Raw genomic sequence first — 26,000 nt, 5'->3', positions numbered from 1 at the left:
CTATATTTTATATCGAGCAAACGCAAAATTTAAAGGAGGGTTTTTATGATTAAAGTCGGAATAGCTATTTTTCCATCAAAAGAAGTACAGGATGAAGCAAATTCATATAGAAAACGTTATGATCCTCACTATGCATTAATACCACCGCATCTTACGCTGAAAGAATCGTTTTATGCAGATGAAAAGCTAATTGATGAATTGACCGTTGAACTTAAAAAAATTGCCAATGAGACAGAGCCTTTTACCATTAATGTAAATAAAGTGAGCACTTTTGCCCCTGTAACGAACACGATTTATTTTAAGGTTGAACCGATACAGGTCTTACAGGAACTGCACGATAAAATGCATGAAGGGAAGTTCCCGAAAGAAAAAGAGCATTCCTTCGTTCCGCATATTACCATTGCACAAAAGCTGTCCCATGATGAGTATTCTGATGTTTTTGGCCAGTTGGGCATGAAGAATATAAAATTCGAGGATACTGTAGATCGTTTCCAATTATTATATCAGCTGGAAAATGGTTCATGGACCGTACATGAAACGTTCGTATTTGGAGAGGAAAAAGTGTGAATATAATTGTAGCCGAAACAAAAGAAGAAATTGATCATGCTTATCAGGTACGGATGAAGGTATTTGTAGAGGAACAGAAAGTACCTACTGAAGAAGAGATTGATGAACATGACAAGACGGCTATTCATTTCGTCGGATATGAAGCCGAAACTCCAATTGCGGCCAGTCGGCTGCGATTCGCTGATAATTATGGAAAACTGGAACGTATTTGTATTCTTAAAGAACATCGCGGGAAACATTATGGACAGCAAATTATTCATGCAATGGAAGAAAAAATTATGGCAAATGGCTATAAAAAGGCGAAGCTACATGCACAGACACATGCAGAAGGCTTTTATGGAAAACTCGGATACCAAACTGTATCCGGGGAATTTATGGACGCAGGTATCCCGCATGTTGCGATGACAAAAGAATTATAAAGGTTTTGGTATGCCCCTTACTTCGTTGGAGTGAGGGGCATTTCAGCTTCAGGTTCAGTGCTCTGACTTTTACTCCTTCGGTATATGGATCACCTTTTGAATGCTACAATTTAATATGAAGCATCAACTCTCCCGGAAACTTTCTGCAGAGAAGATCACCTTTTCAATTTCTCCAATAACTTGAAATGAGTTCTGATCCATGATGCCCAATGATAATTAATTACATGCATTGCATTCTCCTTTCGCGGTTACACTAATAGCTGACTGTAAAAAGGAGATGATCGCTGTGACAGGCTATTTATCCATGCTAGCCGATACATTATTCGGTTTCGTTGCCTTATTTGCACTCACCAAAATACTTGGCAAGACGCAAATAAACCAAATCACTCCATTTGACTTTATTTCTGCATTAATTCTTGGAGAACTTGTCGGTAATGCTTTATTTGATGAAAAGGCTGGCATCCCCGAAATTGCTTTTGTGGTATCCCTTTGGGGAGGTTTATTATACTTAACGGAAATTATCACCCAAAAGTTTAAACGGACAAGGAAATTACTGGAAGGCAGTCCCGACCTGGTTATGTATAATGGGAAACTGATCCGTGACACGATGAAAAAGAACAACCTTGACGTTAATCAGCTGCAAATATTATTAAGAGCAAAAGATGTCTTTTCATTGGAAGAAGTAGAACATGCCATTTTGGAAACAAATGGAACTGTTTCGGTTCTAAAAAAAGCTCCTTACCAGGCACCCACAAGGAGTGACTTGAATGTAAAGCCGCAAAAAGTTGATTTGTCCACCACCCTGATTAATGACGGAGAAATTATTTATGATAACTTGAAAGAAAAAAATCTGACAGAAGAATGGCTGATGGAACAGCTGAAAGAACAGGACTACGAAAATGTGGAAGACGTTTTTTATGCAGAATATAATAAAGGAAAGAAGTTATTCATACTGCCATTTGTCAATCGTAACCATGAGCGTTATGATTAATAAAAAAGTTATTACAAAAAACAGCTGACTAAACAAGAAAAAGCGAACTTTAACAGAGACTATATGGAAATTCGCTTCTTGAATAATATCCACTTGTGTCTCAGCCTCTAATAATAGGCCTCATTTTATATCTCTGTATAATGGGGCCGCTATTTGTTTTGACAAGTTATATTTTTTGGCTGATGTGCCTCCCTTTCCCCATCCACCTCATATCTGCCTCCTTTTGTGTGTAAGACTTTGGCGGGGAGACCTTTCGATACGTGTTATTTATACGATCATATTCACTTGATAACTTTTGATGTTTTTCCTCAAGGATGACATGGAATGGTTTTTCAATCACATATGGGTTCTTTTTTTGTTTGATGATGCGGTTATGATAATTTTTATAAGTATGATGTTCGATCGGCAAAATATAACCCATGGCGCTCCCTCCCACCCTTGATTTTGTAAAACAACCATTCATTTAACTATACCCGGTTACAGAAAAAATAAAACCTTTTTATATATTTTAAATTTACTTTCTTTATTGTCAAGTACTTTATATACTTGAACAGTAATGTTTCAGGACTTCTGAAACGGCTTCCTGATAGAGAGAAAATAAAAAGCAGCCAGTCGAGCAGCTGCTTCAATTGAATTTAATTTATATCCATGAAAATGGTCTTCGCTCGTCATCATCTTTACCCTTTTCATCTCTGCTTTCCAAATCAAGACCGGAGCTTGATGATTCATCTTCCTCTTGCCTTCCTTCTCGTCTGTCTTCCGGAAATCCAAAAAGCGGGTGACGTGGCGGGCGGCGCCGTTGCGGTGTGTCTAATATGACATTATCTGCTTTAATAACAAGGTCTTTTACGTGAATCACCTGTTTTTTACCAGACATATAGAATCACTCCCAAATAATTTTTATCGATAATAGTCTATGTAAGATTATTTATTCCGATATGGTCATCAGCCCTGAATTTTAAAAATAATTATGCAGGTATCTTATTATGAATGCCTACACAAACATGGGGAGACGACATATTCTATTAGAGACAACTAAGTCAATACCACTTGAAAGGAGTAATTATTCATGGGTTGTGGAAAAAAAGATCGTGTCACTGACAATTGTGTATGTGACATTCTAAGAGAAATTGCTGACGCCCAACAGGATGTGGTGGAAACTTGCTGTGATACCAGCTGCGAGCAGTCCATCAGCGACTTACTGGGAGAAACTGATGTAACAAACGGATTGGATACGGTACCGGTGATCCTTTACTGCAAAGATTGTAAACCATTTAAGGGGTATGGTGCACTGCAGGACCGTATAGGAGATGTCATGGGAAGCTTTTACTTCCGTGTAAAATCAGTAGATAAAGATTGCTGTGCTGTTGTTGAATTGCTGAGAGACCCTGCAGATGAAAACAGAGATCCGAAAAGCCCTGTCGATCAGAAAACCAAAAACTTACGTGCTACTGGAATATGCATAACTGTAGACTTAGACTGCTTCTGTCACGTAACTTGCCTCCCGGCAATAAGTGCAATTAACTAATCCTTTCATCTACTGTCCTCTCACTGCTTATTAAACATGAAAGGCTTGGTGTAACACGATAGGCTAAATGTATTGTTTATAGAGAGGCTGGGACATAACTAATTTTATTGGAGAAAAAACCAAACAAACCACTTGCCCAGCTCCGGGAATATACGGAGACTCCTTGAAAATGCTATGCATTTTCTCACGAAGATGTAATGCTGCCGAAGCGTTACTTGTCCAGCAGGATAAAAGGCATCGATGAGACCCCGCAGGGCAACATTAATGAAGGCCGACTAAAAACGCCCTTTGCGGGCAACGTCGGCATACCCCTTGTCGGGGCAAGGAGGCTCATCAGCCGCCTGCGGCAAAGAAGACACTAAGAAAACGACCAACGGGAGTTTGATTAGATGTCGCACTTGTGCCCGTGGTGAAAGTGAAGTGTATTCCCGGAGCGGCCGGTGATACTCTATCACCATGATTTGTTCGGAATTTCTTCTAGACGTTATAGTTATGTCCCAGCCTCAATTTTTTTGATCAGGCTGTATGTATAATGAATTTTTTTTAATTACCGTAAACGTTACGTCTTTATTTGACCTGTCCAAAGAAGTGTGTGTGTAAATCAAGTTCATTTAAAAAAGTTGCCGATAAAATGGAAACTTTTACCGACAACCTCTTTACCAATTACGAAAAGCCAAGAAGTCTGATGCTTGTTATTTCATTTATCATAATTTTCATGGCTTTTGACCTGTTTCCCACTCGAACAAATACATGCTCTTCATCTCTGTCTGTAATAATCCCCCGATAGGTTTTATTATCCGTTTTTATCTCGCATCTTTTCTTAGGGGCATAAGTAGGAGCATCTGTGAAATAGGATATTTTTTCCTCCAAGGTCCGTTCATTGAAACTTATTCTTTTATTTTCCTCTGCGGGAGAAAAGTCTTCCCCTTCCGATTCTTCCTGCTCTCCCTTCAACTTTTCTTCCCTTTCATGCAATTCTCTTTCCTCATTAATGAAATTACGGCTTCTTATACTTCCTCCCTCAAGACTTTGACTGGAAGGTACTTTTTTCGTTCTATAACTATATTGCATGGAAGCTCGAGGGTTTTTACTTCCAGGTTGTTGAATATAAAGCATGGGGTCCCTTGCATATTTTCTATTTGCCATCCACTTTCTCTCCTTTACATGACTTCTCCATAAAGTATATGACCTACATTTATAAAATGTTAATCCCGAGACTGGCATGAAAACTGGCTTCGTCATTTTATTTTTCATTCGGCAGTTTTGCATAAAAAAAGCACCACTGTCAGTTTCATGTACTGTCAGTTGTGCTTTTTTCCAGTCTTTTAGAACGTTCCAGTCAGATTAATAGTCCCATAAAGGTGGTGGCCATACCGAAATAGATAAGGATGGAAATGATATCGTTAATTGTAGTGATAAAAGGTCCTGAGGCTACGGCCGGGTCAATATTCAGCCGGTCCATCAGCATGGGAATGATGGAGCCTGCCAGTGTAGCCACTATCAGGGTAAGCATAATGGAAACACCAACGAGCAGCCCCAAAAAGATATCTCCCTGCCATAGAAAAATAACCAGGGTGATGAGTGCACCGCATACGGTTCCGGTAATCATCCCTGTACCTGCTTCCCTGAAAAACAGCCTCATTTTTCCTTGTTTCTCGTAGTCTCCGGTTGCAATACCGCGTACTGCCACCGCCAAGGCCTGTGTCCCTGTATTTCCTGCCATTCCTGCAATAAGCGGAATAAATATCGCCAATATGGCTACTTCATTCAGGGTTTCCTCAAAACGGCCAATCAAACTGGCTGTCAATATACCTAAAAACAGTAATATGATGAGCCATGGAAGCCGTTTTCTTGCAGATATAATTGCATTATCATCTGCCCGCTCTGTATCTGTAACTGCTGCAAGTTTACTGTAATCCTCGCTCGCCTCTTCTTCCATAACATCCAAAATATCATCTACCGTAATAATTCCAAGCAAGTGATCCTGAAAATCAACAACCGGCAAGGCCAGAAAGTCATAATCCCGCATCATTTGTGCAATTTCTTCCTGATCTTTCGCCACAGAAACAGCAATAATTTTTTCACTCATAATCTCTTCAATTAAAGTGTTTTCCTCAGCAATAATTAAATCACGCAATGATAGTACCCCTACCAACCGTTTCATCTCGTCCAGCACATATAAATAATAAATTGTCTCGGCGTCCGGCGCCTCTTCCTTCAATAGCTGCATCGTTTCCTTGGCAGTCTGGCTTTTGTATATGGAAACAAATTCAGTGGTCATAATACTTCCTGCAGTTTTTTCTTCATAATGCAGCAAATGTTTAATGTCTTCTGCAGCTTCTTTATCCATAATCGTCAAAAAGCTGGCTACCTTATCTTTATCCAGTTCATTTAAAATATCGACTGCATCGTCCACGGCCATATCTGCCAATACCATGGAAGCAAATCGCGGATCCATCTCGGGTATATATTCGACCGTCTCTTCCAGATCCAGACTTTCCATTATTTCCGCCATTTCTTCCGGAGATAGATAAGTGTAAATCTGCAGCCTGTCTACTTTTTTCTGTTCTGTAAAAAATACAGCCTGGTCATACGGATGCATATCAAGAAAAACAGTGCGAAAATCACCCATATCATCCTTATCCAATGCACTGTTTAACTTTTTCCAATGTTTTTCGTACTGGACTTCATAATTTTCATCATATTTGTTTGCTGGTTGCATATTTCCTCACACCTTTACCTTTACCTAAAGGAGCAGCTTACACTTTTTTTATGGTCTCCGCTCCCAACGTCATTCTAACATTTTTCTATGCATCTTAGTATTAATAAATGTATACGTTTGGTTTCATTTGCTGTAAATGAGACAATATAAATAGTGGGGATAATCGGGCAATTCTAAAACAGGACCGAGAAAGGAGCATTATTTTTATGAAGATAGACATTATTGGAGATGTTCATGGATGTCTGGAGGAACTGCATGATCTTTTTCATAAATTGAATTATCGCCGCACTTCCTCCGGCTATGAACATGAGGAAGAAAGAATGCCAGTTTTTCTTGGAGATATTACAGATCGTGGACCCGCTTCCATTGAGGTAATCAGACTCGTTTATGAAATGGTAACCATTCACAAAAATGCTTATTATGTGCCTGGAAACCATTGCGATAAGTTATACCGCTTTTTTAAAGGAAACCCCGTTAAACTGAACAACGGTCTGGAAACTACAGCGGCCGAATACGAAGCGCTGAATACCGATGAAAAAAATACACTCCGCAATCATTTCATACAATTGTATGAAGAAGCACCACTTTACCTGGAAATCCCCGAAGCTGGAGCCATTATTGCCCATGCAGGTATTAAAGAATCACTCATCGGCCGCACAGATAAAAAGGTGAAGACCTTTGTCCTTTACGGTGATATTACAGGAGAAAAACATCCGGACGGCCGCCCTGTAAGAAGGGACTGGGCTCAATATTACAAGGGAAACCAGTGGATAGTATACGGCCACACTCCGGTAAAAAATCCAAGGGTAGTTAATAAAACGATTAATATTGATACTGGCTGTGTATTCGGAAACGCTTTAACCGCTTTTCGATTACCCGAAGAAGAAACCGTCTCGGTACCATCCAAACAGCCGTTTACCGAGGAAAAATTTCGACCGATTCCATAGTATGAATGGCCAAGTTATTACGTTTAGCATATTTACAACTATTTTATGGGGGCGGAGCGTCAGCCCTATTTCATAAGCCGTTTATTTGTTTAGCAACACTTTGCGTGACGGTTAAACTTTTTCAGTTGTCCTGGGGACAATCTGAACCATTCCAGTTGAAGTTACGCAAGCTTATTTACAGAAAACCCGGGTCACCCCGTAATCAACCCCCTCATATCAGGGGGAAGGTCTGTTGTAAACTGCATATAATCTTTTGTGGCGGGATGCGGAAAACCCAATTCCACACAGTGTAAAGCCTGCCTTTTTATTTGATCGTGCTTTCCACCATAAAGCGTATCACCAAGAAGCTGATGGCCGAGATGGGAAAAATGAACACGGATCTGATGGGTTCGCCCCGTCTCCAGTTCAATCCGGGCAAGACTGTAACCCGGAAATTCACTGATTACTTGATAATGGGATACTGCCTTTTGCCCATTTTCCATAACTGCCCGTTCAATGATAGAACCTTCTTTTCTCCCGATAGGCAAATCGATCGTTCCTTCCTTTTCCAAAAGCCTTCCTTCCACCAAAGCCTGGTAATGCCGATGGACTTCCCCGGACTTTTGCAAGCCCGAAAGAATGGAATGGCTGTACCGATGCTTGGCGATCAGCATCAGCCCGGATGTATCCCTGTCCAGCCGGGTGACAGTATGAATCGTATAAGGTATATCATTTTTTTCATAATGGCCCAAAACAGCATTTGCTATGGTTCCTGTCGGATGCTGTAAAGATGGATTAACCGGTATTCCAGGCTGCTTGTCAATCACAAGAATATCCGTATCCTCATAAACGATATGCAGCTCCAAATCCTCCGGGAGCATATAAGCCCCTTTTACCTCCGGAGGGAAAGTAATTTTTAATTTATCACCCGCTGTCAATTGATAACGGACGGTGACGGGTGATTCGTTCACAATTATTTTGCCGCCGTCAAATTTAATTCCTTTTATGATCCGACGCGAAAAACCGTGTACCGATTGAAGAAAATCCCGAATCATCATTCCCTCATGCTCTTTATCTATTTCCCATTCCATACCTGTTCCCGCTCTTTCTTTATATATCTGTATTTATGCTTTTTGATTTCCGATGAAGGAATCACGTACCCTGTCCCAAAAAGGAAATGGACGAAACCGCGCAAAGCGAATTCTTTCTTCAGCAACACGAAACTGAATGGATTTTACATTCGTGTACGTTTCCGTGAAATGATCAATGGCGACCAAAAAACTCCGATCCACTTTCGGTTTCAATAAACATGTATGATGTTTCGGCAAGATTAACGGTGAGCCAATCGTACGAAAAACCCGATTATTGATGGATGCCATCTCCGTAAGCTGAATTGCTTCAAGGGATGGATGGATAATGCCTCCACCTAACGCTTTATTATAGGCTGTACTGCCGGAAGGTGTAGAAATGCACAAACCATCACCACGGAACGTTTCAAAATGTTCACCTTTTATTTCCACATCAAATACAACCGAACCATCAGCTGTTTTGATCATCGCTTCGTTTAAAGCAAGAATCCGGTCTTCACTCCCGCCAGTCGTGGAACGTACAATAACCTCCAGCAAGGGATATTCCACTATTTGAAACGGCGTCTTGGCAATCTCTATAATTAGTTTCTCCACTTCATCCGGTGTCCAGTCTGCATAAAAGCCTAAGTGACCGGTATGTATTCCAATAAACGCAGTTTCTTCAAGCCGGTGGATATACCTGTGGAAGGCTTCCAAAAAAGTACCGTCTCCTCCGACTGAAATGACAAGATCAGGCTCTTCTCTGTCGTATTCCAGCTTAAAATCTGTTAAATATTGTTTCATCGTCGCTTCTATTTCATTTGACCGCTTGTCTCCCCTGGAAACAATCTTGAATTTCAACCATGTCATCTCCTTTTTGCCACTTATTCATTTGCGATGGAAAATTCGCTGTGCTTCCTGTACTTCATGCTTTATTTTCGACATTTCTTCGTCCAATTTAAATGCAGCTTCAGCAGCTCTTTGCAGTCTGTTTTTTATATCAGCTGGAATTTTATCCTTATACTTATAATTGAGAGAATGCTCATTCGTTGCCCAAAAATTCATTGCCAACGTGCGGATTTGTATTTCAGCAAGCAAGTTCTTCATCCCGGAAATAGTTTCCACCGGATATTCGATAATCAAATGATAAGAGCGATAACCGCTCTCTTTCTTCCGTGAAACATAATCCCTTTCATCAATAATGGTAAAATCATTTCGCTCGCGAATCATTTCCACCACTTCATATATATCATCCACAAATTGACATACAACCCGCAAGCCGGCAATATCCTGTATTTCCTGATCTAATTGATCCAGTGGTATATTTCTTTTTTCCGCCTTCTCCAGAATACTTGAAACAGGCTTTACTCTGCCGGTAATAAACTCAATCGGTGAATGTCTTGATTCGTATTCAAACTGCTTGCGTATTCCTTTTAATTTTACTTTTAATTCTTCCACGACCTGTGCATAAGGTGCCAATTTCACTTCCCAATTCACTTTCACACCACCCGTATACCAATCTCAACTTCTGTTGTACAGAAGTAATTATAATTCGCATTTTTATCCATAAATAATAACAAGGCTAAAAAATTTCCTAATAATATCATACTATAATAGCTATTCATTGCCTAATGTTATTACATTTGCCATAATCAATATTACCTTATTTTACATTGTGGAGGTACTTATGGCACAGGAAGTGGAAATAGAGTACAAAAATTTGTTGACCGAAGAGGAATATAATCAGTTATTATATCATTTACCTTTTCCCTCAGATGGTGAAACACAAATAAATTACTATTTTGAAACAGAAAATTTTTCTTTAAGGTCCCACAGGAGCGCTCTCCGTATAAGAAAGAAAAATAATACTTACCGTCTGACATTAAAGCAACCGAGGAAAATTGGTCTGTTGGAGACCCATGATACTTTAACTGAGCAGGAAGCAGAAGCAATGATCAATGGGGATTACTATCCAGAGAAAGAAGTCAGTCAACAATTGGCAAATGTAAATATATTGTTGGAAGATCTTCGCTATTTTGGCAGCTTAAAAACGAACCGAAGAGAGATAAATTACGAAGGTGTGCTGCTTGTACTCGACTACAGTTCATACAACGGTACTGAAGACTATGAACTGGAATTGGAAGCACCGTCGGAAGAAACAGGAAAACACGTATTTGAGTCACTGTTACACCAATACGATATTCCAAGAAGAGATACACCTAATAAAATTGAACGATTTTTTAAAACATTTTAAATAATAGTTCGTCTGCAATCAGATTATTTGCTACTCTACCTGTCCATTGCTACAATATATACATTACCTGTAAAAGGGGAACATCCAATGAATACAAAACCCGGTACAATATATGAAGCAATTGGGGGAGCTGAAACAATAGATCAACTGGTTACCCACTTTTATAAACGGGTTGGGAAACATCCGAAACTCACCCCCATTTTTCCTGAAGATTTAACAGAAACTGCAAGAAAACAGCGTTTATTTCTAACTCAATTTTTTGGAGGTCCACCACTTTATACCGAAGAACGGGGACATCCAATGATGAGAAGAAGACATTTGCCATTTGAAATTACCCCCGGCAGGAGAGATGCCTGGCTGGAATGCATGAAAGCAGCATTGGAAGAAACAGAAATAGAAGAACCAATGCGCACGGCTATATTTGAAAAGTTGACGATGACCGCAAACCATATGATGAACACCCCGGAATAAGAGAAAGGAGCATCGATGTGAGTTGGACTCAACAGAGCCTGAAAAAAGCTCATAACGAAAGCACGTCGGCGGATTACGGCTATTTCGATTTAGTTCAGAAACCGATTGAAATGTATGTATTCGTTGACCCTCTTTGCCCTGAATGTTGGTCTTTGGAACCTCATTTAAAAAAACTGCACATTGAATATGGACGTTTTTTTACGATACATCCCGTTGTCAGCGGCCATTTGAATTCACTAAATAATGACTTTTTTGATAGACCCAAAAGAATACGTGATATCTGGGAAAAAACAGCAAAGCGAACCGGCATGAGCTGTGATGGCGATCTATGGCTGGAAAATCCGATATCCTCCCCATGGATGGCATCCCTGGCAATTAAAGCAGCAGAGCTGCAAGGAAAAAGAGCGGGAAAGGTTTTTCTAAGAAAAGTTCAGGAAAATGCTTTTTTATATAAACAAAATATTTCCGATAAAGAAGTTTTGATCAATTGCGCGAAAGACGCAAATTTAGATGTAAATGAATTTGAGAATGATTTGTATTCCTCTTCCGCAAAAAAAGCGTTTCAATGCGACTTAAAGCTGACGCAGGAAATGGAAGTGGACTTTATTCCCTCCATTGTTTTTTTTAATCAATCCAGTGAAGATCAGGGTATTAAGGTTTCCGGCTTATATCCATATGATATTTACGTGGATGTGCTTGAGGAAATTTTAAAAAAATCAATTATTCCTTCAGAAAAGCCGCCCCTGGAAGGATTATTATATAAATACAATGTAATAGGTACAAACGAAGTAGCCACTGTCTATGACTGGACATTAGCTAAAGCGGAAAGAGAATTGAAGAAGTTGCAATTAAAACAAAAAGTAAAACGAATCCCCGTCAAATACGGGACTTTTTGGAAATATATACAATCAGATGATGAAGCCTGATCATTTTAGGCTTTTTTTGTTTTTTTAACGGAGAATTATTGTTGTTTGCTGGCGCCAGTTGGATGCTGGCCTGGTGAACAATCGTTCTGATAGCTGAATAGAGGGGTTTAATTGTGAAATTCCATGGTGCTTTATTTTTATGACAAAGCTCTTTAAGACGGATTTACTATGGAAATGTTGTTCATCCATGCTGCGACGAATTTTTGCTTGAAAATTTCTTTAAAGGTTTGGCTTTTAAATTGAGGACATTTCTTCCGTAAATCCACTATTTTATCGGTTGCAATACCATCTCACTTGCTATGACAAACTTTTCCTGCGAAACTCCTAGTAAGGGCCCCTCTCCCATAAAACAAAAAATAAAGGATGTACGGGGCAGCGTACATCCTTTAAAGAATCTCTCTTTGTATTAAACAAAGGGGGATGGGAGAAAGTTTCATGATCAAACAAAGGGGTTTTGTTTGTTTCAACTTACAATTTTAATTGTAGCAGGGAAACAAGCAGTTTTCAACAGCCATGTGCATTAGTTCACAAAAGTGTCACTTCTATTTTAAATATAAGGTACATACCCTGTATTAGAGATGAAAACTTGGCTTATCGGCAGAAATTTTATGGAAGACAGCGCATAAGAATTCGATGCAGACAGGGACAAATAACCATCTTCTTACCTGCTGAAAAAGCGGACAGGGAGTGAAAAGCCTTGCAGGAAACCTATCCATTTCTATTCCTTATTCTGGCCTTCTTTGCCTTTTTCCTTAATATCCTTGGTTTAATGTCACTTATACCACTTTACATTACGTTACCACTATTTTTCATCGCCATCTACTTAACGATGTATTCATTTGCCAATCAGAAACGCACCCCGCGCAGAATGAGGTAAAAAGGACTGGGACACAAGTGGGATTAATTGTATAAGCAACCACATTAGATCCGGCAACATACGTAGACCCCAGGAGGAGGCTTATCAAGCCTGCAGATAGAAAAGTATGTTGCCGGAGAAAGCATCGTCTACAAAAGTATTGATTGTTGAAATGTTGTCCCGGGCATTGTTTTATTTATTGCGACAGCAGCTTTTCCATTTCATCCAATTTTTCGCCAAATACATCGAGTGCATCAAGAATTGGCTGTTTGGAAGTCATATCTACGCCTGCTTTTTTCAGTACTTCTATAGGGTATTCACTGTTCCCTGCTTTCAAAAACTCCAGATACTTTTCAACAGCGCCTTCCTTTCCATCGAGTATCTGAGTCGCTAAAGCAGTTGCTGCAGCATAGCCTGTTGCATACTGATATACGTAGTAATTATAATAAAAATGAGGAATTCTTGCCCACTCCAGGCCGATTTCCTCGTCGGAAACCACATCTTCCCCGTAGTATTTCCTGTTCAGATCGTAATAAATTTCCGTGAATTTATCTGCAGTAAGCGCCTCCCCATTTTGCGCCCTTACGTGAATATCATGCTCAAACTCTGCAAACATGGTCTGTCGGAATACAGTGCCCCGAAAGCCTTCGAGAAAATGGTTCAGTATGAATAGCTTTTGCTTTTCCTCGTCCAAAGATTTCAGCATATAGTCATTTAATAACGCCTCATTTGCCGTAGAAGCGACTTCAGCTACGAAAATAGAATAATTTCCATAGCGGAACGGCTGGTTTTTCCTTGAATAATAGCTGTGGACGGAATGCCCCAATTCATGTGCCAAGGTAAACATATCATTTACATTATCCTGCCAATTCAGCAAAATATATGGATTTGTACCATATGCGCCGGAGGAATAAGCACCGCTTCTCTTTCCTTTGTTCTCTTCTACATCAATCCAGCGGTTTTCATAGCCTTCTTTTACAATATTTACATAATCGTCCCCAAGCGGAGATAAACTGTTTAAAACATATTCCTGTGCCTTCTCATAAGGTATTTTCATATCCACATCTTTTACCAATGGCGTAAACAGATCATACATATGCAGATCATCAAGCTGCAAAATCTTTTTTCTCAGCCTTGTATACTTGTGCAGGAGCGGAAGTTTTTCATTTACTGCTTCCACTAAATTATCATATACTTTTTCCGGGATGTTATTGTTATCCAGCGCCGACTGTCTTGCCGATTCATAATTACGCACCTTTGCGTAAAAATTGTCCTTCTTAATATTACCGTTTAATGTGGAAGCAAAGGTATTGATGAACTTACCGTACGTATCATACATTCCCTTAAAAGCATCTTTTCTCACCCGGCGGTCTTCTGATTCCAAAAATCCAATATAGCGCCCATGTGTGAGATCCACCTCTTCCCCCTTCTCATTTTTAATTGAAGGGAAGGTGAGATCCGCGTTATTGAGCATACTAAATGTCTGGGATGGGGTGGACATCGGTTCCGAAGCTTCTGCCAGTAAAGCTTCTTCTCTCTTGGATAAAACATGCGGTCTTTGCCGGGTAATTTCATCGAGTGTTTTTTGGTACAGCTTTAATTCCTCTTTTTCCTGCAAGAATGTTTTCAATTTCTTTTCATCGATTTCCAAAATCTCCGGTGTAATAAAACTCATTTCACTGGAAGCAACGGTTAGCAGTGTTTCAGCTCTAGCATTCAGATCCTGATAAAAGGAATTTGTTGTGTCTTCGTCATAGCGCATATGGGCGTATGTATACAGTTTTCCAAGCCTCTCGGAAAGCTCATCCTGTAGTTGCAATAATTCATACAAGGTGTCAGCAGATTCACTTAATTTTCCTTGGTATTGTGAAAATTGTTTAACATCCTCCTGTAAACTTTTTAATTCCTTTTCCCATAATTCATCCGATTCATAAATATCTTCGAGTCTCCAGGTTCTTTCTTCTGGCAGTTCGTCCCTTTTTGGTAACTGCTTTGTTTTGTTACTCATGTAAAAAATTCCTCCTTTGGAAATAGCTTATACTACTCTGTTTATTTAGTATAACGAATTAACCGCGAAACATGCTTCTAATTTGTTTTATTTAGAGTGTTTGATTTGACTTCAACCTTGGCATCATAAGGTATGCTCAAAGCCCATCCATTTATGCACAGTGGGAATTTTCACCTCTGTGTGGCCAGATCGTAAAGCAGCCTTTTATCTGCTTTTACTGCCTCCTCCATCGTTTCCGGTATATTTACAGGGTTTATCTTTATAAATTTCCCGACCTGTCCTTGTTTAATTACATTTACGTTGGATAAAAGACGAAGGTATTCATTTATTGGGCTCGTGTCAAATTGAATCAAAGGAAAATGGTTGGGTGGGTATAGATGAGAACGCAGGAAATGGTGAACCCTTTTAACGGTAAATTCGGTGCCTATGGCCATCGGATCAATCATATCCAATAACAATCTGCTTTGCCAATTCCAGGGGGGCGACTTCATTTTAAATGGATGAAGAACTGGAAGATGAATCATTGCCGGCAGCCTTTCTCTATGGAGGCCTTTAGCATACAACCATTGGTGCCATGCTAATTCCTGACCGTAAAGCTTTCTTGGGTTTTTAATTCGGAATCTGTACTTTTCTTTTTCCCACAATGTGTAGAGATCTTTAGGGTGAAAAGCATGTTCCTTGAACAAATCTTTAAATGATATGTTTCCAGACTGTTGGATAGAGAATTTTCCCATTGCTATAGTTTTACCTGTTAAATAAATATCCTGAATGGAAATAAAATGACTGGTATCGCTGGAGAAGAAAAATAATGCAGGAAGTGTCGTTGAAGAAAATTGATGAATAAATGGAAGAAGCTGATGATTCAACTTAAAATGCGTTTTGTTTATCCGTTCCACCCGATTACCGCCAAGAATCCAAATTGGTATAATCCCTGTTGATTTGTATCCTGCAGTCCGTTTTATCACTTCTTTCGTTGATATGGAAGCACATTGGTATTCCAAAGCTATTTTTCTCCTGTTAATCCGTAACAATAAATCCGGCCTTTGCCTGATTTCCGGCAGGTAAGCTTCCAACTGGGTCGGTATTCCCTGTTTTTTCAGCCACTGATAAAGAAGCAACTTCCCTCTCTCATGGTAAACCCCTTCCCCTCCCTCACCGGAAGGACATGCAGTGAGCGACCGATGAGCAAAATGGGCGATCATTTTTAAGCCGGCTTTCATAATTACTTGCTGATTACAGGAAGGACAATAAAATAAAACCCCTTTCTGTTTCAATTTATTTATCTCCTGCTTTGTGAGCGTGGAAAGGGTGACAAGTGTCCCATCCGCTGTTTTTGCCTGCAGCATAAAAAACACCTCCATTGTCTATAATTCGACAACCGAGGTGGAATTCCTGCAAAAATAACTGGAAATATGTTGGCGAAAAAGAAAAAAACACTCTTACATGAGTGTTTTACACGCGTGCTGGAAAATATGACCTGACTTGGGAAAAGGTATCATTTTCAAAAACAACTTTTCCGTATTCTTCAAGGAAATGAATGGTAACATCCGAGTCATCTGCAAATTCAAATACCTGACTGATGAGATTCTCTTGGATATGATCGTCCAAAATAGCTTGGGAGAACTCCAGATACAAGTAGTACTTGCCGCCATGAGAATATAATGTCTCACTGTTTGTTCCCTCGGATTCACGTAAATAATGGCTTAGTTGAATAACATCTTCAAAATCATTAAAGCTGACGATGATCCATAGATTTTCCTCTTCATCATCCGTTTGTTTTGTCTTATTCTTGCCAAATTTGTCTTCAAGCATATTCTCTATTTTCTTTTCCACAGGACCATCATCTGGCTGCCCGTGTTCTGAAGGAAGCTCAATGTTTTCTCCGTCTTTGGAAACCTGTGCTTTCGTTACAATAATTTCCAGGCCTTTTTCCATTGCCTGTACCTGTATCCAAAGTGGTCCCTCTACATTGAAATCCTCTTTATAGTTCACTTCATCCATCATTTGCCAGAATAATTGTTCACTTCGCTCGCGATTGTACCATATTTCTTCCCGCTCAAACCCGCGGTCTTCAATATCCATATACGAAATATAAAACTTTACTGTATTCTCATTAATTCTCTCTATTTCCATTATACATTCTCTCCCTTCATATTAAGGTTAGGTAAGAGATAAGCTTCACCCTTGATATTTATATCTATGGTTCATACATTTTCTTATAATTTAATACCCTGAATTGCAGGCCTCTAACCATTCATATAGTCAACTTTAAGTTGTTGTAATACTTTAACACCATGTGGTGTGTCCAGTATTATTAAGGCTGTATTCTCCTTCTAATGCTATTGTATGATACCATAAGCAAAATGAAAATGAATATGCCTAGAAAATATAAACTTCGTAAAGAATCCCATTTAATTTCAGTGAATATATGAAATGGTTAATAACATATTCTAAACCATTTTCCCGTTTTTGTCACTATATTTTTTTGTCGAAATGGATCTTTTATATTTTGCTCCATTTAATTTTTTTATAAATTCATGTCTTTTGTCGTGTTGTTTCTGTTTCCTGCGTGCCAATTGTAAGAAGTTTTCCGCAGTGAAAAAGAAAACGCAGACCCTCTTAAGTGATCTGCGTTTTTGGTAAATAATTTTTCCGTTTTTTGTTAAGGAAAACGAAAGCCTGACAACAAACCTGCTTTCCCGGAATCAGTTGACCATCCGCTGCGCTTCACGTAATTGGAATGTGCGTACCGTCCTTGGAAGAAAGCGTCTTATTTCATCTTCATTGTAACCGACTTGCAGGCGTTTTTCATCGAGGATAATCGGTCGTCTCAATAAACCCGGATTTTGCTGTATCAGGTGAAAAAGGTCTTTCATCGGCAGCTGTTCAATATTTACATCGAGCTTTTGAAAAACTTTTGAACGGGTGGAAATAATTTCATCTGTACCATCTTCCGTCATGCGCAGTATTTCCTTTATCTCGTCCAATGTTAGTGGTTCAGAGAAAATGTTACGCTCTTTAAAAGGTATGTCATGCTCCTCTAACCATGCTTTCGCTTTTCTGCAGGATGTACAACTTGGTGAGGTATAAAGTGTTACCATGTATAGCTTCACTCCTCAATATCTTTTATTCATTTCATAAACTTTTCATCACTTATTAGATTAAAATCACTTTAAATAGTGTCTATGTATATTATACTATGACTGTCAACTAAAAGATAGTGCACAGCCAATAAATTTAAGGTTTTTTTACAAAAGTTCATGAAATGTTTTCCTTTCGATAGTTGTAATTTACCCTAATTATTATTAATTAAACGTGTTATTTGAAAAAAATCAAAAATAATTTGAGTGATTTTTTATTCATTGTAATGAATAGTTAAACAACGAACGTGGGTTTGTATCCATAAATTAATCTGCCTTACTATAACAAAGCATGTTTTAACCATACAAATAGCCCCCCACTTTTATGGGAGGCCATAAGAAAAATTATGCCCTTTCCGTTGCACTTACACTATGGAGGATATCCTCACAATCCCGGTTTTCATCATACACTAATACTTCGTCCACCGGCTGGTAAGACTTTCCGTAAATTTCTTCATCCTTATACGTGTGTATATCTTCATACATTTTCTTCATTTGTTCATAAATCACTTCTTCTGAGTCATTGTTTGGCGACCAGTATAATATTTCCATTGGCGTTTCTTCATTTGTTGCAAGAGACCGGCGATTATACCCGATGGATTGCGCATGGGTAAACCCTTCCCTGTTATAAAAATGAAGCCGCTTTTCGGAATCGCTGTCATCATAATCAATGGGTTCCACTTCAAGAATAATTGGTTTATTTTTTGCCTTCAGCTTTTCAATCAATTGGTGGCCAATCCCCTGACCTCTTGTTTCTGAAGAGACCCATACATAATCTATAAAGATAAATGAATCGAACTCAGCATACATCATGACATGTTGAGGACTCTCATCTTTATAGTAGACGTCCCCCTTTTCTTCCAAAAGCCTTTCCATATGCTCTCTTGATTTCATTTCTTCCACAGGAAAATACTTATTCAGCTTTTCATACCAATTCATTGATCTACTCCTTATTTTTTCGTAGTCCGCTCCAGTATAACGAATAAGATACTGATTGTGAAATGCCATTATTAGGGGATGCTTTAATACTATTACCATTTTCGCTCAAAATATGATAATAACTTAAGCTCACATAAAATAACCCGGAATTCCACCCGAATAGTTAAAATAGGAGCATTTTTCCTCAAATATTTTTTATTTATATTGACAAAGAGATTTTTCTATATTCAATTTTTAAGCAAAATAAAAAAGCCTGGAACGTAACTTTAAAGTTTCGAAGTACATCCGAACAGCTCAACGGGAGCGTGAATCACCGCCCACTCCGTAGATTCCAGGAGCTGGATAAGTGGTGTTTTGGATTTTCCTCCGATACAATGAGTTATGTCCCAGTCTTTTTAATTGGTTAAGTTATGGCTCTTATTCCTCAAGGCCGACTTTATAGTCTACTCCTTCCGTGTAAACATTGCCTGCGTTCCACAATAAAAATTCATATATACCATTCTCATATAATGCACGAATTTGTGCTTCGACTTCTTCTACGCCATATTCCTGGGGAGACCCATCATATAGCCAAGGTGCTTCAAAATCCTGCAGCCATGGACGGGATACCGGCGGATCGTCCAATGCACCCAATACTTCATTTTCCACTTTGGCATATTCGTTCACAAGTTGATATGGTTCTCTGTCCGGGAATTCAATGCCAAATTGTGGTGTCCAATGACTCGGATAGATCATGGAAGAGATGATATCCACGTTTTCGGAGATTCTTGAAAAGTTTTGACCAATACCCGGTGTCTCCTCCAATGTGGCAGCATAACCGAATATATCGACGGATACATCCACATCATATTCGGAAAGTTCCTCACGTGCATAAGTGACAAAATTCGTCACTGCTTCGACTCGCATTTGTATATTATCCATATCTACGTTTTCGTAATCACCCAATGTGTATTCCAATTCTTCATCCCTGTGTTCAAAACCCTCAGGAAATCGTACATAATCAAATTGAATTTCCTGAAAACCCATTTCGGCAGCCATTTTTCCAATTTCCACATTATATTCCCAAACTTCTGTTTCAAACGGGTTTACAAAAGCTTCCTGCTTATTATTTACCCATACTTCTCCATTTTGAGTAAATGACAAATCCGGTCTTTGTTCTGCAAGGACACTATCTTTAAAAACCACTATTCTGGCTATTGGGTAAATGCCTTTTTCTTCCAACACACGCATCATTTCTTCAAGGTCACTTATATAATTTAATGCAATATCCTCATATGGTGAACCTTCTTCAGGTATGAATGTGAGGTTTCCATGATCTTCTTTGATATCGATAACCATGGAGTTTAAATCACTGTTGTCAACTAAATTAAGCAATTGCTCGAAACGGCTGCCGCCGGCAGAATTTCCGGTTACATAAATCCCTCTCACCGCATCCGGATATTCAAAATTATACCCCGAATCAAAAGTAAAACGGCCGATTGATTGTTCCATATCAATTTGCTTTATTGCAGTATGCCTTTCTTTATGTAAACTTGCAGTGGATGATTCTTCTCCGCTCATCGTAATTGGCATAAGCAATAGAAGCAGGAGGGTGCTTAATGTAATTTTCGTGAATTGTTTTATCCCCATGACTATCAATCTCCCATTTTTTATTTAAAACTAGTATAACGAATATCCTGATGTTTTGAAATTAAAAAAGTAAATTTTTGTCGATTTATTTTTGGCAAATTTTTGCTGCTTTTAAAATAATAAATAGGCTGTTCCTATTGAAATGCAGATTGCCATGTTTATTAAAGGAAGTAAAAGGAAAAGCCGGATTTGTAACAGCTGTCATGTAGCTGACTTTATAAGTAAATAAAGTGATTTGTTATTTGTACTACCCTATTTTCCTGATTTAAAATCATTATATTTCATTTTCACGAAAAAAATTCATTTGCCGCAATTATGGTCAAGCGATATATCTGTCATTCTTTACCACGATGAACACAAAAAAAGCAGGAGCATGCTTGAAAAACATCTCCTGCTTTTTTGTTTTGCTGCTATTTTTTTAGGGTTCTTTATTAAAGGCAATAAACCCTATTCTACATCATACCCCTGATCTTCCACAGCTTCTGTCATGGTATCTTTGGATACTTTATCGGCATCATATTTCACATCAACTTTTCCTGCATCCAGGTCTATTGTCACGTCGGAAACACCGTCCAAATTTTTTAGTGCTCCTTCCACAGACATAACGCAGTGGTTGCATGTCATTCCTTTTACATCCAATGTTGCTTGTTGCATAATCTATTTCCCCTTTCAAGTTTTTATTATATTTTAACCCGCTTCAAACGAAGGGAGTTAGTAACTACACTTACTGAACTGAATGCCATGGCAGCACCGGCAACCCAGGGTGCCAGTAAGCCAACAGCGGCAATTGGAATTCCTGCACTGTTATAGGCAAATGCCCAAAACAGATTTTGACGGATATTCCTGATGGTTGCATGACTCATTTTAATTGCTTTTGGTATAAGAAGCAATTCCCCGCCTAAAATAGTAACATCGGCTGCTTCAATGGCAACTTCAGTACCTGTTCCAATGGCTATACCTATATCGGCTGTAGCTAGCGCAGGTGCGTCATTAATTCCATCGCCAACCATGGCAACTTTCTTACCCTGTAATTGAATTTCTTTTATTTTGTCCGCCTTTTCTTCGGGCAGAACCTCTGCAATCACTTCATCGATTCCAACCTGCCCGGCAATAGCTCTTGCAGTTCGTTCATTATCCCCGGTCAGCATGAATACTTCCAGATTTTGTTCTTTCAATTGTTGCACAGCTTCCACAGCTGACTCCTTCACCGTATCCGCTACAGCGACCATTCCTTTGTAAACACCATCCACAGCAATAAGCATTGCCGTCTTTCCTTGCACCTCGTATTCAGCCATTTCTGCCTCAACCTCTTCGGCATCCACCTGATGGTCATGCATGAGCTTTCTTGTACCGACGAGCACTTCTTTTCCTGAAATTACAGCTTTAATACCGTGTCCAGGTATTGCAGTAAAATGGTCTGTATCCTGCATTTCTATTTCTTTTTCCGTGGCATAGGCAACAATTGCTTCAGCCAATGGATGTTCCGAACCTTTTTCTGCACTTGCCAACAATTGAAGTGTGTTATGGTCACCCGTAAAATTGGTTACTTCCGGTTTCCCTTTTGTAATCGTTCCTGTTTTGTCAAAAACAATGGCATTTAGTTTATGCGTTTGCTCTAAATGCTCCCCGCCTTTGAAAAGAATTCCGTTTTCTGCTGATTTTCCCGTACCAACCATAATGGATGTTGGGGTAGCCAAACCGAGGGCACACGGACAGGCAATAACCAGTACGGCAATGGCAGCTATTAAAGCAGGCTCCAGATTCCCTGGTGTGACTAGGGTAATCCAGATGGTAAATGTCAATATCGCAATGACCACAACAATGGGAACAAAATAACCGGAAATGACATCCGCAAGCCGCTGGATCGGTGCTTTGGACCCTTGCGCATCCTCGACTACTTTAATTATGGATGCCAAAGCGGTATCTTTTCCTACTTTGGTTGCCTTCATTTCCACTGTACCATTTTTATTTATGGTAGAACCAATCACTCCTGCATCGGGGTTTTTTTCAATGGGGATGGATTCTCCCGTAATCATGGACTCATCGACAGAAGTTCTCCCTTTTACGACAATACCGTCAACGGGTATTTTTTCACCGGGTTTTACAATTAAATGGTCTCCCGTCTGCACCTCTTCCGCCGGAATCATCAGTTCTTCACCATTTCTTATGACACGGGCCTGCTTTGCCTGTAAATTAAGCAATTTGGAGATTGCTGTTTTCGTTCTGCTTTTGGCAGTCACTTCAAGGTATTTACCAAAAAGAATCAGAGTAATGATAATGGCACTTGTTTCAAAATACAGATGTGGCATATATCCCGGATTTCCAATCGTTAATATTCCTTCATACACACTGTAAAAATAAGCAGCACTTGTACCAAGTGCAACGAGCACATCCATATTGGCTCCGCCGCTTCTTAAACTTCTGTACGCCCCGGTATAAAATTGCCATCCAACGTAAAATTGGATCGGTGTCGCCAGTGCCATTTGGAACCACGGATTCATAAATATATTAGGCAATTTCATGCCAAATAAATGATCCAGCATCGTCACAAGCAACGGCAATGACAAAATCGCAGAAAGAACAAGTTTGAATTTCATATCCTTTATCTGCTTATCTTTATGATTTTCTGTCGCCTCACCGGAATCACTTTTTTCATTTGCTGTATACCCTAGCTTTTTAATTCTGCCAATAATATCTGAAATCTCCAGGGTATTCGGATTATACTCCACTACGGCACTTTCTGTCGCCAGGTTGACACTGGCCTCTTTCACCCCGGCTTGCTTATTCAAGACTTTTTCAATCCGGGATGAACAGGCCGCACAAGTCATTCCCTGTATATCGAATTCGGTTTCTTCTGTTAGTACACCGTAGCCTAGTTTCTCAATTTTTGAGGCTATATCTTCAACCGATACGGCGTCAGGGTCGTAATTCACCACTGCTTTTTCTGTTGTCAAATTCACCTGTGCATCAACGCCGTCCATTTTGTTCAACACCTTTTCAACTCTCGAGGAACAGGCCGCACAGGTCATTCCCGTGACACCTAAAGTTATATCCTTTACTTCACTCACGATATCCACCTCCTATTTGGAAAACTGCTTCATGACTTCCAGCAGTTCTTCTATTGCTTCGTCTCCTTCTCCGGATTGAACAGCACTTGCCACACAATGTTTCGCATGCCTTTCCCCTAGAGAAAAACCTACTTTTTTCAATGCAGCATTTATGGCACTGATTTGCACTAGAATGTCTACGCAGTATCTGTCTTCCTCCACCATTTTCTGAATACCGCGCACTTGTCCCTCTATTCTCTTCAGGCGATTAACCACCGCCTGCTTTTCCCCATCTGATCTGGGCACTACCGGATGATCATGTAAATATTTATCCATACTGATCCCGCCTTTTCTATTCATCTCTTATACATATACTATACCCCACTATGGTATTTTAGGTCAACAAATTTACCCTGACAATTTTATTAATTCCCTGGTTATCACAGTTTTATCTCTATTTCGGGATACGGTTTTCATATTTTTAGAACCAATACATTAACGTATCGAAAATACCGATCAGTAAAATTAAAGCTCCTGCTGTCTTTTGTACCAATGCACCGACCTTCCTGCTTTTTTTCAGGACGGCACCGCTTGCGCCAAAATACCAGATTAAAAAAATCACAATCAATAACGGGAGGGAAGTTCCAACCCCAAACACAGAAGGCAGTACAACCCCGTAGGAAGTAGTTACTACCACAGGCATCAGCGTCATGAAAAACAGCACAAACATGGTTGGACAAAAGGCTATAGTGAAACTGACTCCGAGTAAGTAGCTTCCGAAATAGCTGTCATTCCCTTTGGTCACAGAGAAAGATCTCTTTCTTTTCCTTTTTGAAGGCCAGCTGAAACGCAGAAAACCAAGCATAAATAACCCTATAAGTATCAGCATAGGACCAATCACTTTTCGAAAGTATGGGAATGCGTAAGAAAGGTATACGTCCGCTTCTTTTCCGACCAGCCAAATAATCATACCGAGTGATGTAAAGACCGTTATTTTTCCCAGCACAAATAAACTTACATGCAGCCACGGTACTTTCTCTGTGAGTGACTTATTTCCGTATATGGTAATCGCACTTATATTGCCTGTAAGCTGGCATGGAACAACTGCTCCCACCAGCCCCAAAAAGAAAGCAAATAAAACAGGAATATGCTGAAATCCATAAGCCAGCTCATTGATTGGACCGCTTACAAGACCGCTGATTTGATTAAACAGATCATACATCTGCATCAACCCTTCCCACCATATTTGTCTGGAGTTGACACATTCAATATATCATCATTAAAAAAATATACTGTGCTTCCCATCACTCAATTGGCTTTAATTTCTCTACAATTTCCTGACGTTTATTTTCCAGGAAAGGTGGCAAATCCAGCTTGCTTCCCAGCTCCTCTATACTGGAATCAACTGTAAAACCAGGTTCATCTGTCGCAATTTCAAACATGATTCTGTTGGCATCGCGAAAATAGAGGCTCTGGAAATAAAATCTGTCAACCACTCCCGTGGAGGCAAACCCTTTTTCTTTTATTTTTTTATCCCACATACGGAGTTCTTCTTCATTTTTTGCGCGAATGGCCAGATGATGAATACTTCCTCTTCCGGGCCTTTCCGCTTCACCTGGTTTTTCTTTTAATACGATCTCGCCAAAAACTTCATCTTTCACGGATTGCAGGATGGAGCCCTCTTCTTTATTCTCTACTTCAGTATACCCAAAAATATCCTGTAAGGTGTTTTTCGTGCTATTTATGTCGCGAACAGTTAATTCCACTGGCCCCATTCCTAGTATACGGTAACCTTCAGGGATGTCTGATTTTCCCCAAGGCTGCCAAAAGTCAGGTATTACTGAGTCACTTTTATTCAGCAGGGTCAGGCGCAGCCCGTCCGGGTCTTCAAAAGGAAGTGCTTCCCGATTGGCATAAGTTGTAATATCCCCGTGCTTTATATCAAGAGAGTTAAACCTGTTCTTCCAGTAGTTCAAACTATCTGCTGAAGGAACGAGCAACCCAATCTGGGTAATCGCATTGGTTCCACGGTGCGTCCTCCCCACTGCCGGCATTTCGAAAAAAGTAAGCTCAGTTCCGGGACTGCCTATAAGGTCGCCATAAAACAAATGGTACATGGTTGGGTCATCCTGGTTGACGGATATCTATACCCGTCGCAAGCCCAGTACTTCTTTATAAAATTTATTAGTTATTGCAGCATCTTTAATTACCATGGATATATGGTGATGGCCCAGAATGGTATTCATTATCCTTCTCCCCTTTTGCCCTTGTTTTTGGTCTGTTGTCTTTATCTCGAACCAGCATGCAGCAGATCATAACTTTTCTATTTGAAAGGTAAAATCTTTATACTGACAGTAACAATTATTACTTCCAGGGCATCGTAACCCACGATAAAATTACCGCCCCGGGGTAAACGTTGATGTAATTATATTTTACCATGTGTTCATCCAATAACACACAGATGTGAACTGCTGATTTTAGGGCAACGTAAATTTTTGATAAAACATTTA

The 26,000-nt window shown here is 39.6% G+C and carries 25 protein-coding genes and 1 pseudogene; 8 read left to right on the top strand and 18 right to left on the bottom strand.

Annotation, left to right across the window (positions count from 1 at the left end):
- Positions 1–48 precede the first annotated feature (48 nt).
- From ACZ42C_RS01580 to ACZ42C_RS01570, 3 genes are all read left to right on the top strand, one after another.
- Positions 49–567 carry a YjcG family protein gene (locus ACZ42C_RS01580; protein ID WP_461180292.1) on the top strand — a complete coding sequence of 173 codons (519 nt, stop codon included), beginning with the start codon at positions 49–51 and terminating at the stop codon, positions 565–567.
- Positions 564–986: a GNAT family N-acetyltransferase gene (locus tag ACZ42C_RS01575; protein WP_461180182.1), complete on the top strand. Its 423-nt coding sequence runs from the start codon at positions 564–566 to the stop codon at positions 984–986. Before ACZ42C_RS01580 ends, ACZ42C_RS01575 begins: the two co-directional genes overlap by 4 nt.
- 286 nt (positions 987–1,272) lie before the next feature.
- Entirely contained in the window at positions 1,273–1,977 is a 705-nt protein-coding gene (locus tag ACZ42C_RS01570) for a DUF421 domain-containing protein (RefSeq protein WP_461180183.1), read from the top strand.
- Positions 1,978–2,143: 166 nt separating this feature from the next.
- On the opposite strand, the gene ACZ42C_RS01565 is transcribed toward ACZ42C_RS01570, so the two are convergent.
- Both ACZ42C_RS01565 and ACZ42C_RS01560 read right to left on the bottom strand, forming a co-directional pair.
- Positions 2,144–2,398 (bottom strand): hypothetical protein, encoded by a 255-nt coding sequence (locus ACZ42C_RS01565; protein ID WP_461180184.1) that lies wholly within the window; start codon positions 2,396–2,398, stop codon positions 2,144–2,146.
- Positions 2,399–2,617: 219 nt separating this feature from the next.
- Positions 2,618–2,854 (bottom strand): hypothetical protein, encoded by a 237-nt coding sequence (locus ACZ42C_RS01560; RefSeq protein WP_461180185.1) that lies wholly within the window; start codon positions 2,852–2,854, stop codon positions 2,618–2,620.
- A 192-nt stretch (positions 2,855–3,046) separates the two neighbouring features.
- On the opposite strand from ACZ42C_RS01560, the gene ACZ42C_RS01555 reads away from it, so the two are divergent.
- On the top strand, positions 3,047–3,505 hold the full coding sequence (locus ACZ42C_RS01555; RefSeq protein WP_461180186.1) for a CotY/CotZ family spore coat protein: 459 nt from the start codon (positions 3,047–3,049) through the stop codon (positions 3,503–3,505).
- A 663-nt stretch (positions 3,506–4,168) separates the two neighbouring features.
- On the opposite strand, the gene ACZ42C_RS01550 is transcribed toward ACZ42C_RS01555, so the two are convergent.
- Both ACZ42C_RS01550 and mgtE read right to left on the bottom strand, forming a co-directional pair.
- A complete protein-coding gene (locus ACZ42C_RS01550; protein ID WP_461180187.1) occupies positions 4,169–4,651 on the bottom strand; it encodes a CotO family spore coat protein in 483 nt (160 codons plus the stop codon).
- Between the two features lie 193 nt (positions 4,652–4,844).
- Positions 4,845–6,227, bottom strand: a complete 1,383-nt coding sequence (mgtE, locus tag ACZ42C_RS01545; protein ID WP_461180188.1) for a magnesium transporter — start codon at positions 6,225–6,227, stop codon at positions 4,845–4,847.
- Between the two features lie 206 nt (positions 6,228–6,433).
- On the opposite strand from mgtE, the gene prpE reads away from it, so the two are divergent.
- Positions 6,434–7,174, top strand: a complete 741-nt coding sequence (gene prpE, locus ACZ42C_RS01540) for a bis(5'-nucleosyl)-tetraphosphatase PrpE (protein WP_461180189.1) — start codon at positions 6,434–6,436, stop codon at positions 7,172–7,174.
- A 191-nt stretch (positions 7,175–7,365) separates the two neighbouring features.
- Here prpE and ACZ42C_RS01535 read toward each other — a convergent pair whose 3' ends face one another.
- Genes ACZ42C_RS01535 through yjbM form a run of 3 tightly spaced genes read right to left on the bottom strand, consistent with a single transcriptional unit; the run spans position 7,366 to position 9,717 of the window.
- Positions 7,366–8,244 (bottom strand): RluA family pseudouridine synthase, encoded by an 879-nt coding sequence (locus ACZ42C_RS01535; RefSeq protein ID WP_461180190.1) that lies wholly within the window; start codon positions 8,242–8,244, stop codon positions 7,366–7,368.
- 33 nt (positions 8,245–8,277) lie between these two features.
- Positions 8,278–9,081, bottom strand: a complete 804-nt coding sequence (locus ACZ42C_RS01530) for an NAD kinase (RefSeq protein WP_461180191.1) — start codon at positions 9,079–9,081, stop codon at positions 8,278–8,280.
- A gap of 27 nt (positions 9,082–9,108) precedes the next feature.
- Positions 9,109–9,717: a GTP diphosphokinase gene (gene yjbM, locus ACZ42C_RS01525; protein WP_461180192.1), complete on the bottom strand. Its 609-nt coding sequence runs from the start codon at positions 9,715–9,717 to the stop codon at positions 9,109–9,111.
- Between the two features lie 190 nt (positions 9,718–9,907).
- Between yjbM and ACZ42C_RS01520 the strand changes: the two genes are divergently transcribed.
- The 3 genes from ACZ42C_RS01520 (at position 9,908) to ACZ42C_RS01510 (ending at position 11,871) form a co-directional block, all read left to right on the top strand.
- Entirely contained in the window at positions 9,908–10,474 is a 567-nt protein-coding gene (locus ACZ42C_RS01520; protein WP_461180193.1) for a CYTH domain-containing protein, read from the top strand.
- Between the two features lie 87 nt (positions 10,475–10,561).
- Positions 10,562–10,945 (top strand): globin domain-containing protein, encoded by a 384-nt coding sequence (locus ACZ42C_RS01515; protein ID WP_461180194.1) that lies wholly within the window; start codon positions 10,562–10,564, stop codon positions 10,943–10,945.
- Positions 10,946–10,962: 17 nt separating this feature from the next.
- Positions 10,963–11,871 carry a ClpXP adapter SpxH family protein gene (locus ACZ42C_RS01510; RefSeq protein WP_461180195.1) on the top strand — a complete coding sequence of 303 codons (909 nt, stop codon included), beginning with the start codon at positions 10,963–10,965 and terminating at the stop codon, positions 11,869–11,871.
- Positions 11,872–12,923: 1,052 nt separating this feature from the next.
- Here ACZ42C_RS01510 and pepF read toward each other — a convergent pair.
- From pepF to ACZ42C_RS01455, 11 genes and pseudogenes are all read right to left on the bottom strand, one after another.
- A complete protein-coding gene (gene pepF, locus ACZ42C_RS01505) occupies positions 12,924–14,735 on the bottom strand; it encodes an oligoendopeptidase F (protein WP_461180196.1) in 1,812 nt (603 codons plus the stop codon).
- 170 nt (positions 14,736–14,905) lie between these two features.
- The gene (locus ACZ42C_RS01500) at positions 14,906–16,081 is read right to left on the bottom strand and encodes a competence protein CoiA (protein ID WP_461180197.1); all 1,176 of its coding nucleotides are present in this window, start codon (positions 16,079–16,081) and stop codon (positions 14,906–14,908) included.
- Between the two features lie 106 nt (positions 16,082–16,187).
- Positions 16,188–16,868, bottom strand: coding sequence for an adaptor protein MecA (gene mecA, locus ACZ42C_RS01495; protein WP_461180198.1), 681 nt, complete (start codon positions 16,866–16,868; stop codon positions 16,188–16,190).
- Positions 16,869–17,440: 572 nt separating this feature from the next.
- The gene (gene spxA, locus ACZ42C_RS01490) at positions 17,441–17,836 is read right to left on the bottom strand and encodes a transcriptional regulator SpxA (protein WP_164214992.1); all 396 of its coding nucleotides are present in this window, start codon (positions 17,834–17,836) and stop codon (positions 17,441–17,443) included.
- Positions 17,837–18,220: 384 nt separating this feature from the next.
- Positions 18,221–18,814, bottom strand: coding sequence for a GNAT family N-acetyltransferase (locus ACZ42C_RS01485; RefSeq protein ID WP_461180199.1), 594 nt, complete (start codon positions 18,812–18,814; stop codon positions 18,221–18,223).
- Between the two features lie 417 nt (positions 18,815–19,231).
- Positions 19,232–20,443 carry a putative glycoside hydrolase gene (locus ACZ42C_RS01480; RefSeq protein ID WP_461180200.1) on the bottom strand — a complete coding sequence of 404 codons (1,212 nt, stop codon included), beginning with the start codon at positions 20,441–20,443 and terminating at the stop codon, positions 19,232–19,234.
- A gap of 447 nt (positions 20,444–20,890) precedes the next feature.
- Positions 20,891–21,097 (bottom strand): copper chaperone CopZ, encoded by a 207-nt coding sequence (gene copZ / locus ACZ42C_RS01475; RefSeq protein WP_461180201.1) that lies wholly within the window; start codon positions 21,095–21,097, stop codon positions 20,891–20,893.
- A gap of 26 nt (positions 21,098–21,123) precedes the next feature.
- The gene (locus tag ACZ42C_RS01470; protein WP_461180293.1) at positions 21,124–23,514 is read right to left on the bottom strand and encodes a heavy metal translocating P-type ATPase; all 2,391 of its coding nucleotides are present in this window, start codon (positions 23,512–23,514) and stop codon (positions 21,124–21,126) included.
- A gap of 9 nt (positions 23,515–23,523) precedes the next feature.
- Positions 23,524–23,826, bottom strand: a complete 303-nt coding sequence (locus tag ACZ42C_RS01465) for a metal-sensing transcriptional repressor (RefSeq protein ID WP_461180202.1) — start codon at positions 23,824–23,826, stop codon at positions 23,524–23,526.
- A 145-nt stretch (positions 23,827–23,971) separates the two neighbouring features.
- The gene (locus ACZ42C_RS01460) at positions 23,972–24,718 is read right to left on the bottom strand and encodes an urease accessory protein UreH domain-containing protein (RefSeq protein WP_461180203.1); all 747 of its coding nucleotides are present in this window, start codon (positions 24,716–24,718) and stop codon (positions 23,972–23,974) included.
- 76 nt (positions 24,719–24,794) lie between these two features.
- A pseudogene (locus ACZ42C_RS01455) lies at positions 24,795–25,736 on the bottom strand (ring-cleaving dioxygenase).
- Positions 25,737–26,000 lie beyond the last annotated feature (264 nt).

The organism is Virgibacillus kimchii, assembly GCF_055379185.1.
This window is presented reverse-complemented; position numbering and strand designations above follow the sequence as displayed.

Coding starts and splice junctions, on each gene's coding strand:
- ACZ42C_RS01520 (WP_461180193.1), top strand. CDS start 9,908: ATGGCACAGGAAGTGGAAATAGAGTACAAAAATTTGTTGACCGAAGAG.
- ACZ42C_RS01555 (WP_461180186.1), top strand. CDS start 3,047: ATGGGTTGTGGAAAAAAAGATCGTGTCACTGACAATTGTGTATGTGAC.
- prpE (WP_461180189.1), top strand. CDS start 6,434: ATGAAGATAGACATTATTGGAGATGTTCATGGATGTCTGGAGGAACTG.
- ACZ42C_RS01550 (WP_461180187.1), bottom strand. CDS start 4,651: ATGGCAAATAGAAAATATGCAAGGGACCCCATGCTTTATATTCAACAA.
- ACZ42C_RS01465 (WP_461180202.1), bottom strand. CDS start 23,826: ATGGATAAATATTTACATGATCATCCGGTAGTGCCCAGATCAGATGGG.
- ACZ42C_RS01560 (WP_461180185.1), bottom strand. CDS start 2,854: ATGTCTGGTAAAAAACAGGTGATTCACGTAAAAGACCTTGTTATTAAA.
- ACZ42C_RS01480 (WP_461180200.1), bottom strand. CDS start 20,443: ATGGGGATAAAACAATTCACGAAAATTACATTAAGCACCCTCCTGCTT.
- pepF (WP_461180196.1), bottom strand. CDS start 14,735: ATGAGTAACAAAACAAAGCAGTTACCAAAAAGGGACGAACTGCCAGAA.
- ACZ42C_RS01460 (WP_461180203.1), bottom strand. CDS start 24,718: ATGCAGATGTATGATCTGTTTAATCAAATCAGCGGTCTTGTAAGCGGT.
- ACZ42C_RS01515 (WP_461180194.1), top strand. CDS start 10,562: ATGAATACAAAACCCGGTACAATATATGAAGCAATTGGGGGAGCTGAA.
- ACZ42C_RS01500 (WP_461180197.1), bottom strand. CDS start 16,081: ATGCTGCAGGCAAAAACAGCGGATGGGACACTTGTCACCCTTTCCACG.
- ACZ42C_RS01485 (WP_461180199.1), bottom strand. CDS start 18,814: ATGAATTGGTATGAAAAGCTGAATAAGTATTTTCCTGTGGAAGAAATG.
- ACZ42C_RS01565 (WP_461180184.1), bottom strand. CDS start 2,398: ATGGGTTATATTTTGCCGATCGAACATCATACTTATAAAAATTATCAT.
- spxA (WP_164214992.1), bottom strand. CDS start 17,836: ATGGTAACACTTTATACCTCACCAAGTTGTACATCCTGCAGAAAAGCG.
- copZ (WP_461180201.1), bottom strand. CDS start 21,097: ATGCAACAAGCAACATTGGATGTAAAAGGAATGACATGCAACCACTGC.
- ACZ42C_RS01535 (WP_461180190.1), bottom strand. CDS start 8,244: ATGGAATGGGAAATAGATAAAGAGCATGAGGGAATGATGATTCGGGAT.
- mgtE (WP_461180188.1), bottom strand. CDS start 6,227: ATGCAACCAGCAAACAAATATGATGAAAATTATGAAGTCCAGTACGAA.
- mecA (WP_461180198.1), bottom strand. CDS start 16,868: ATGGAAATAGAGAGAATTAATGAGAATACAGTAAAGTTTTATATTTCG.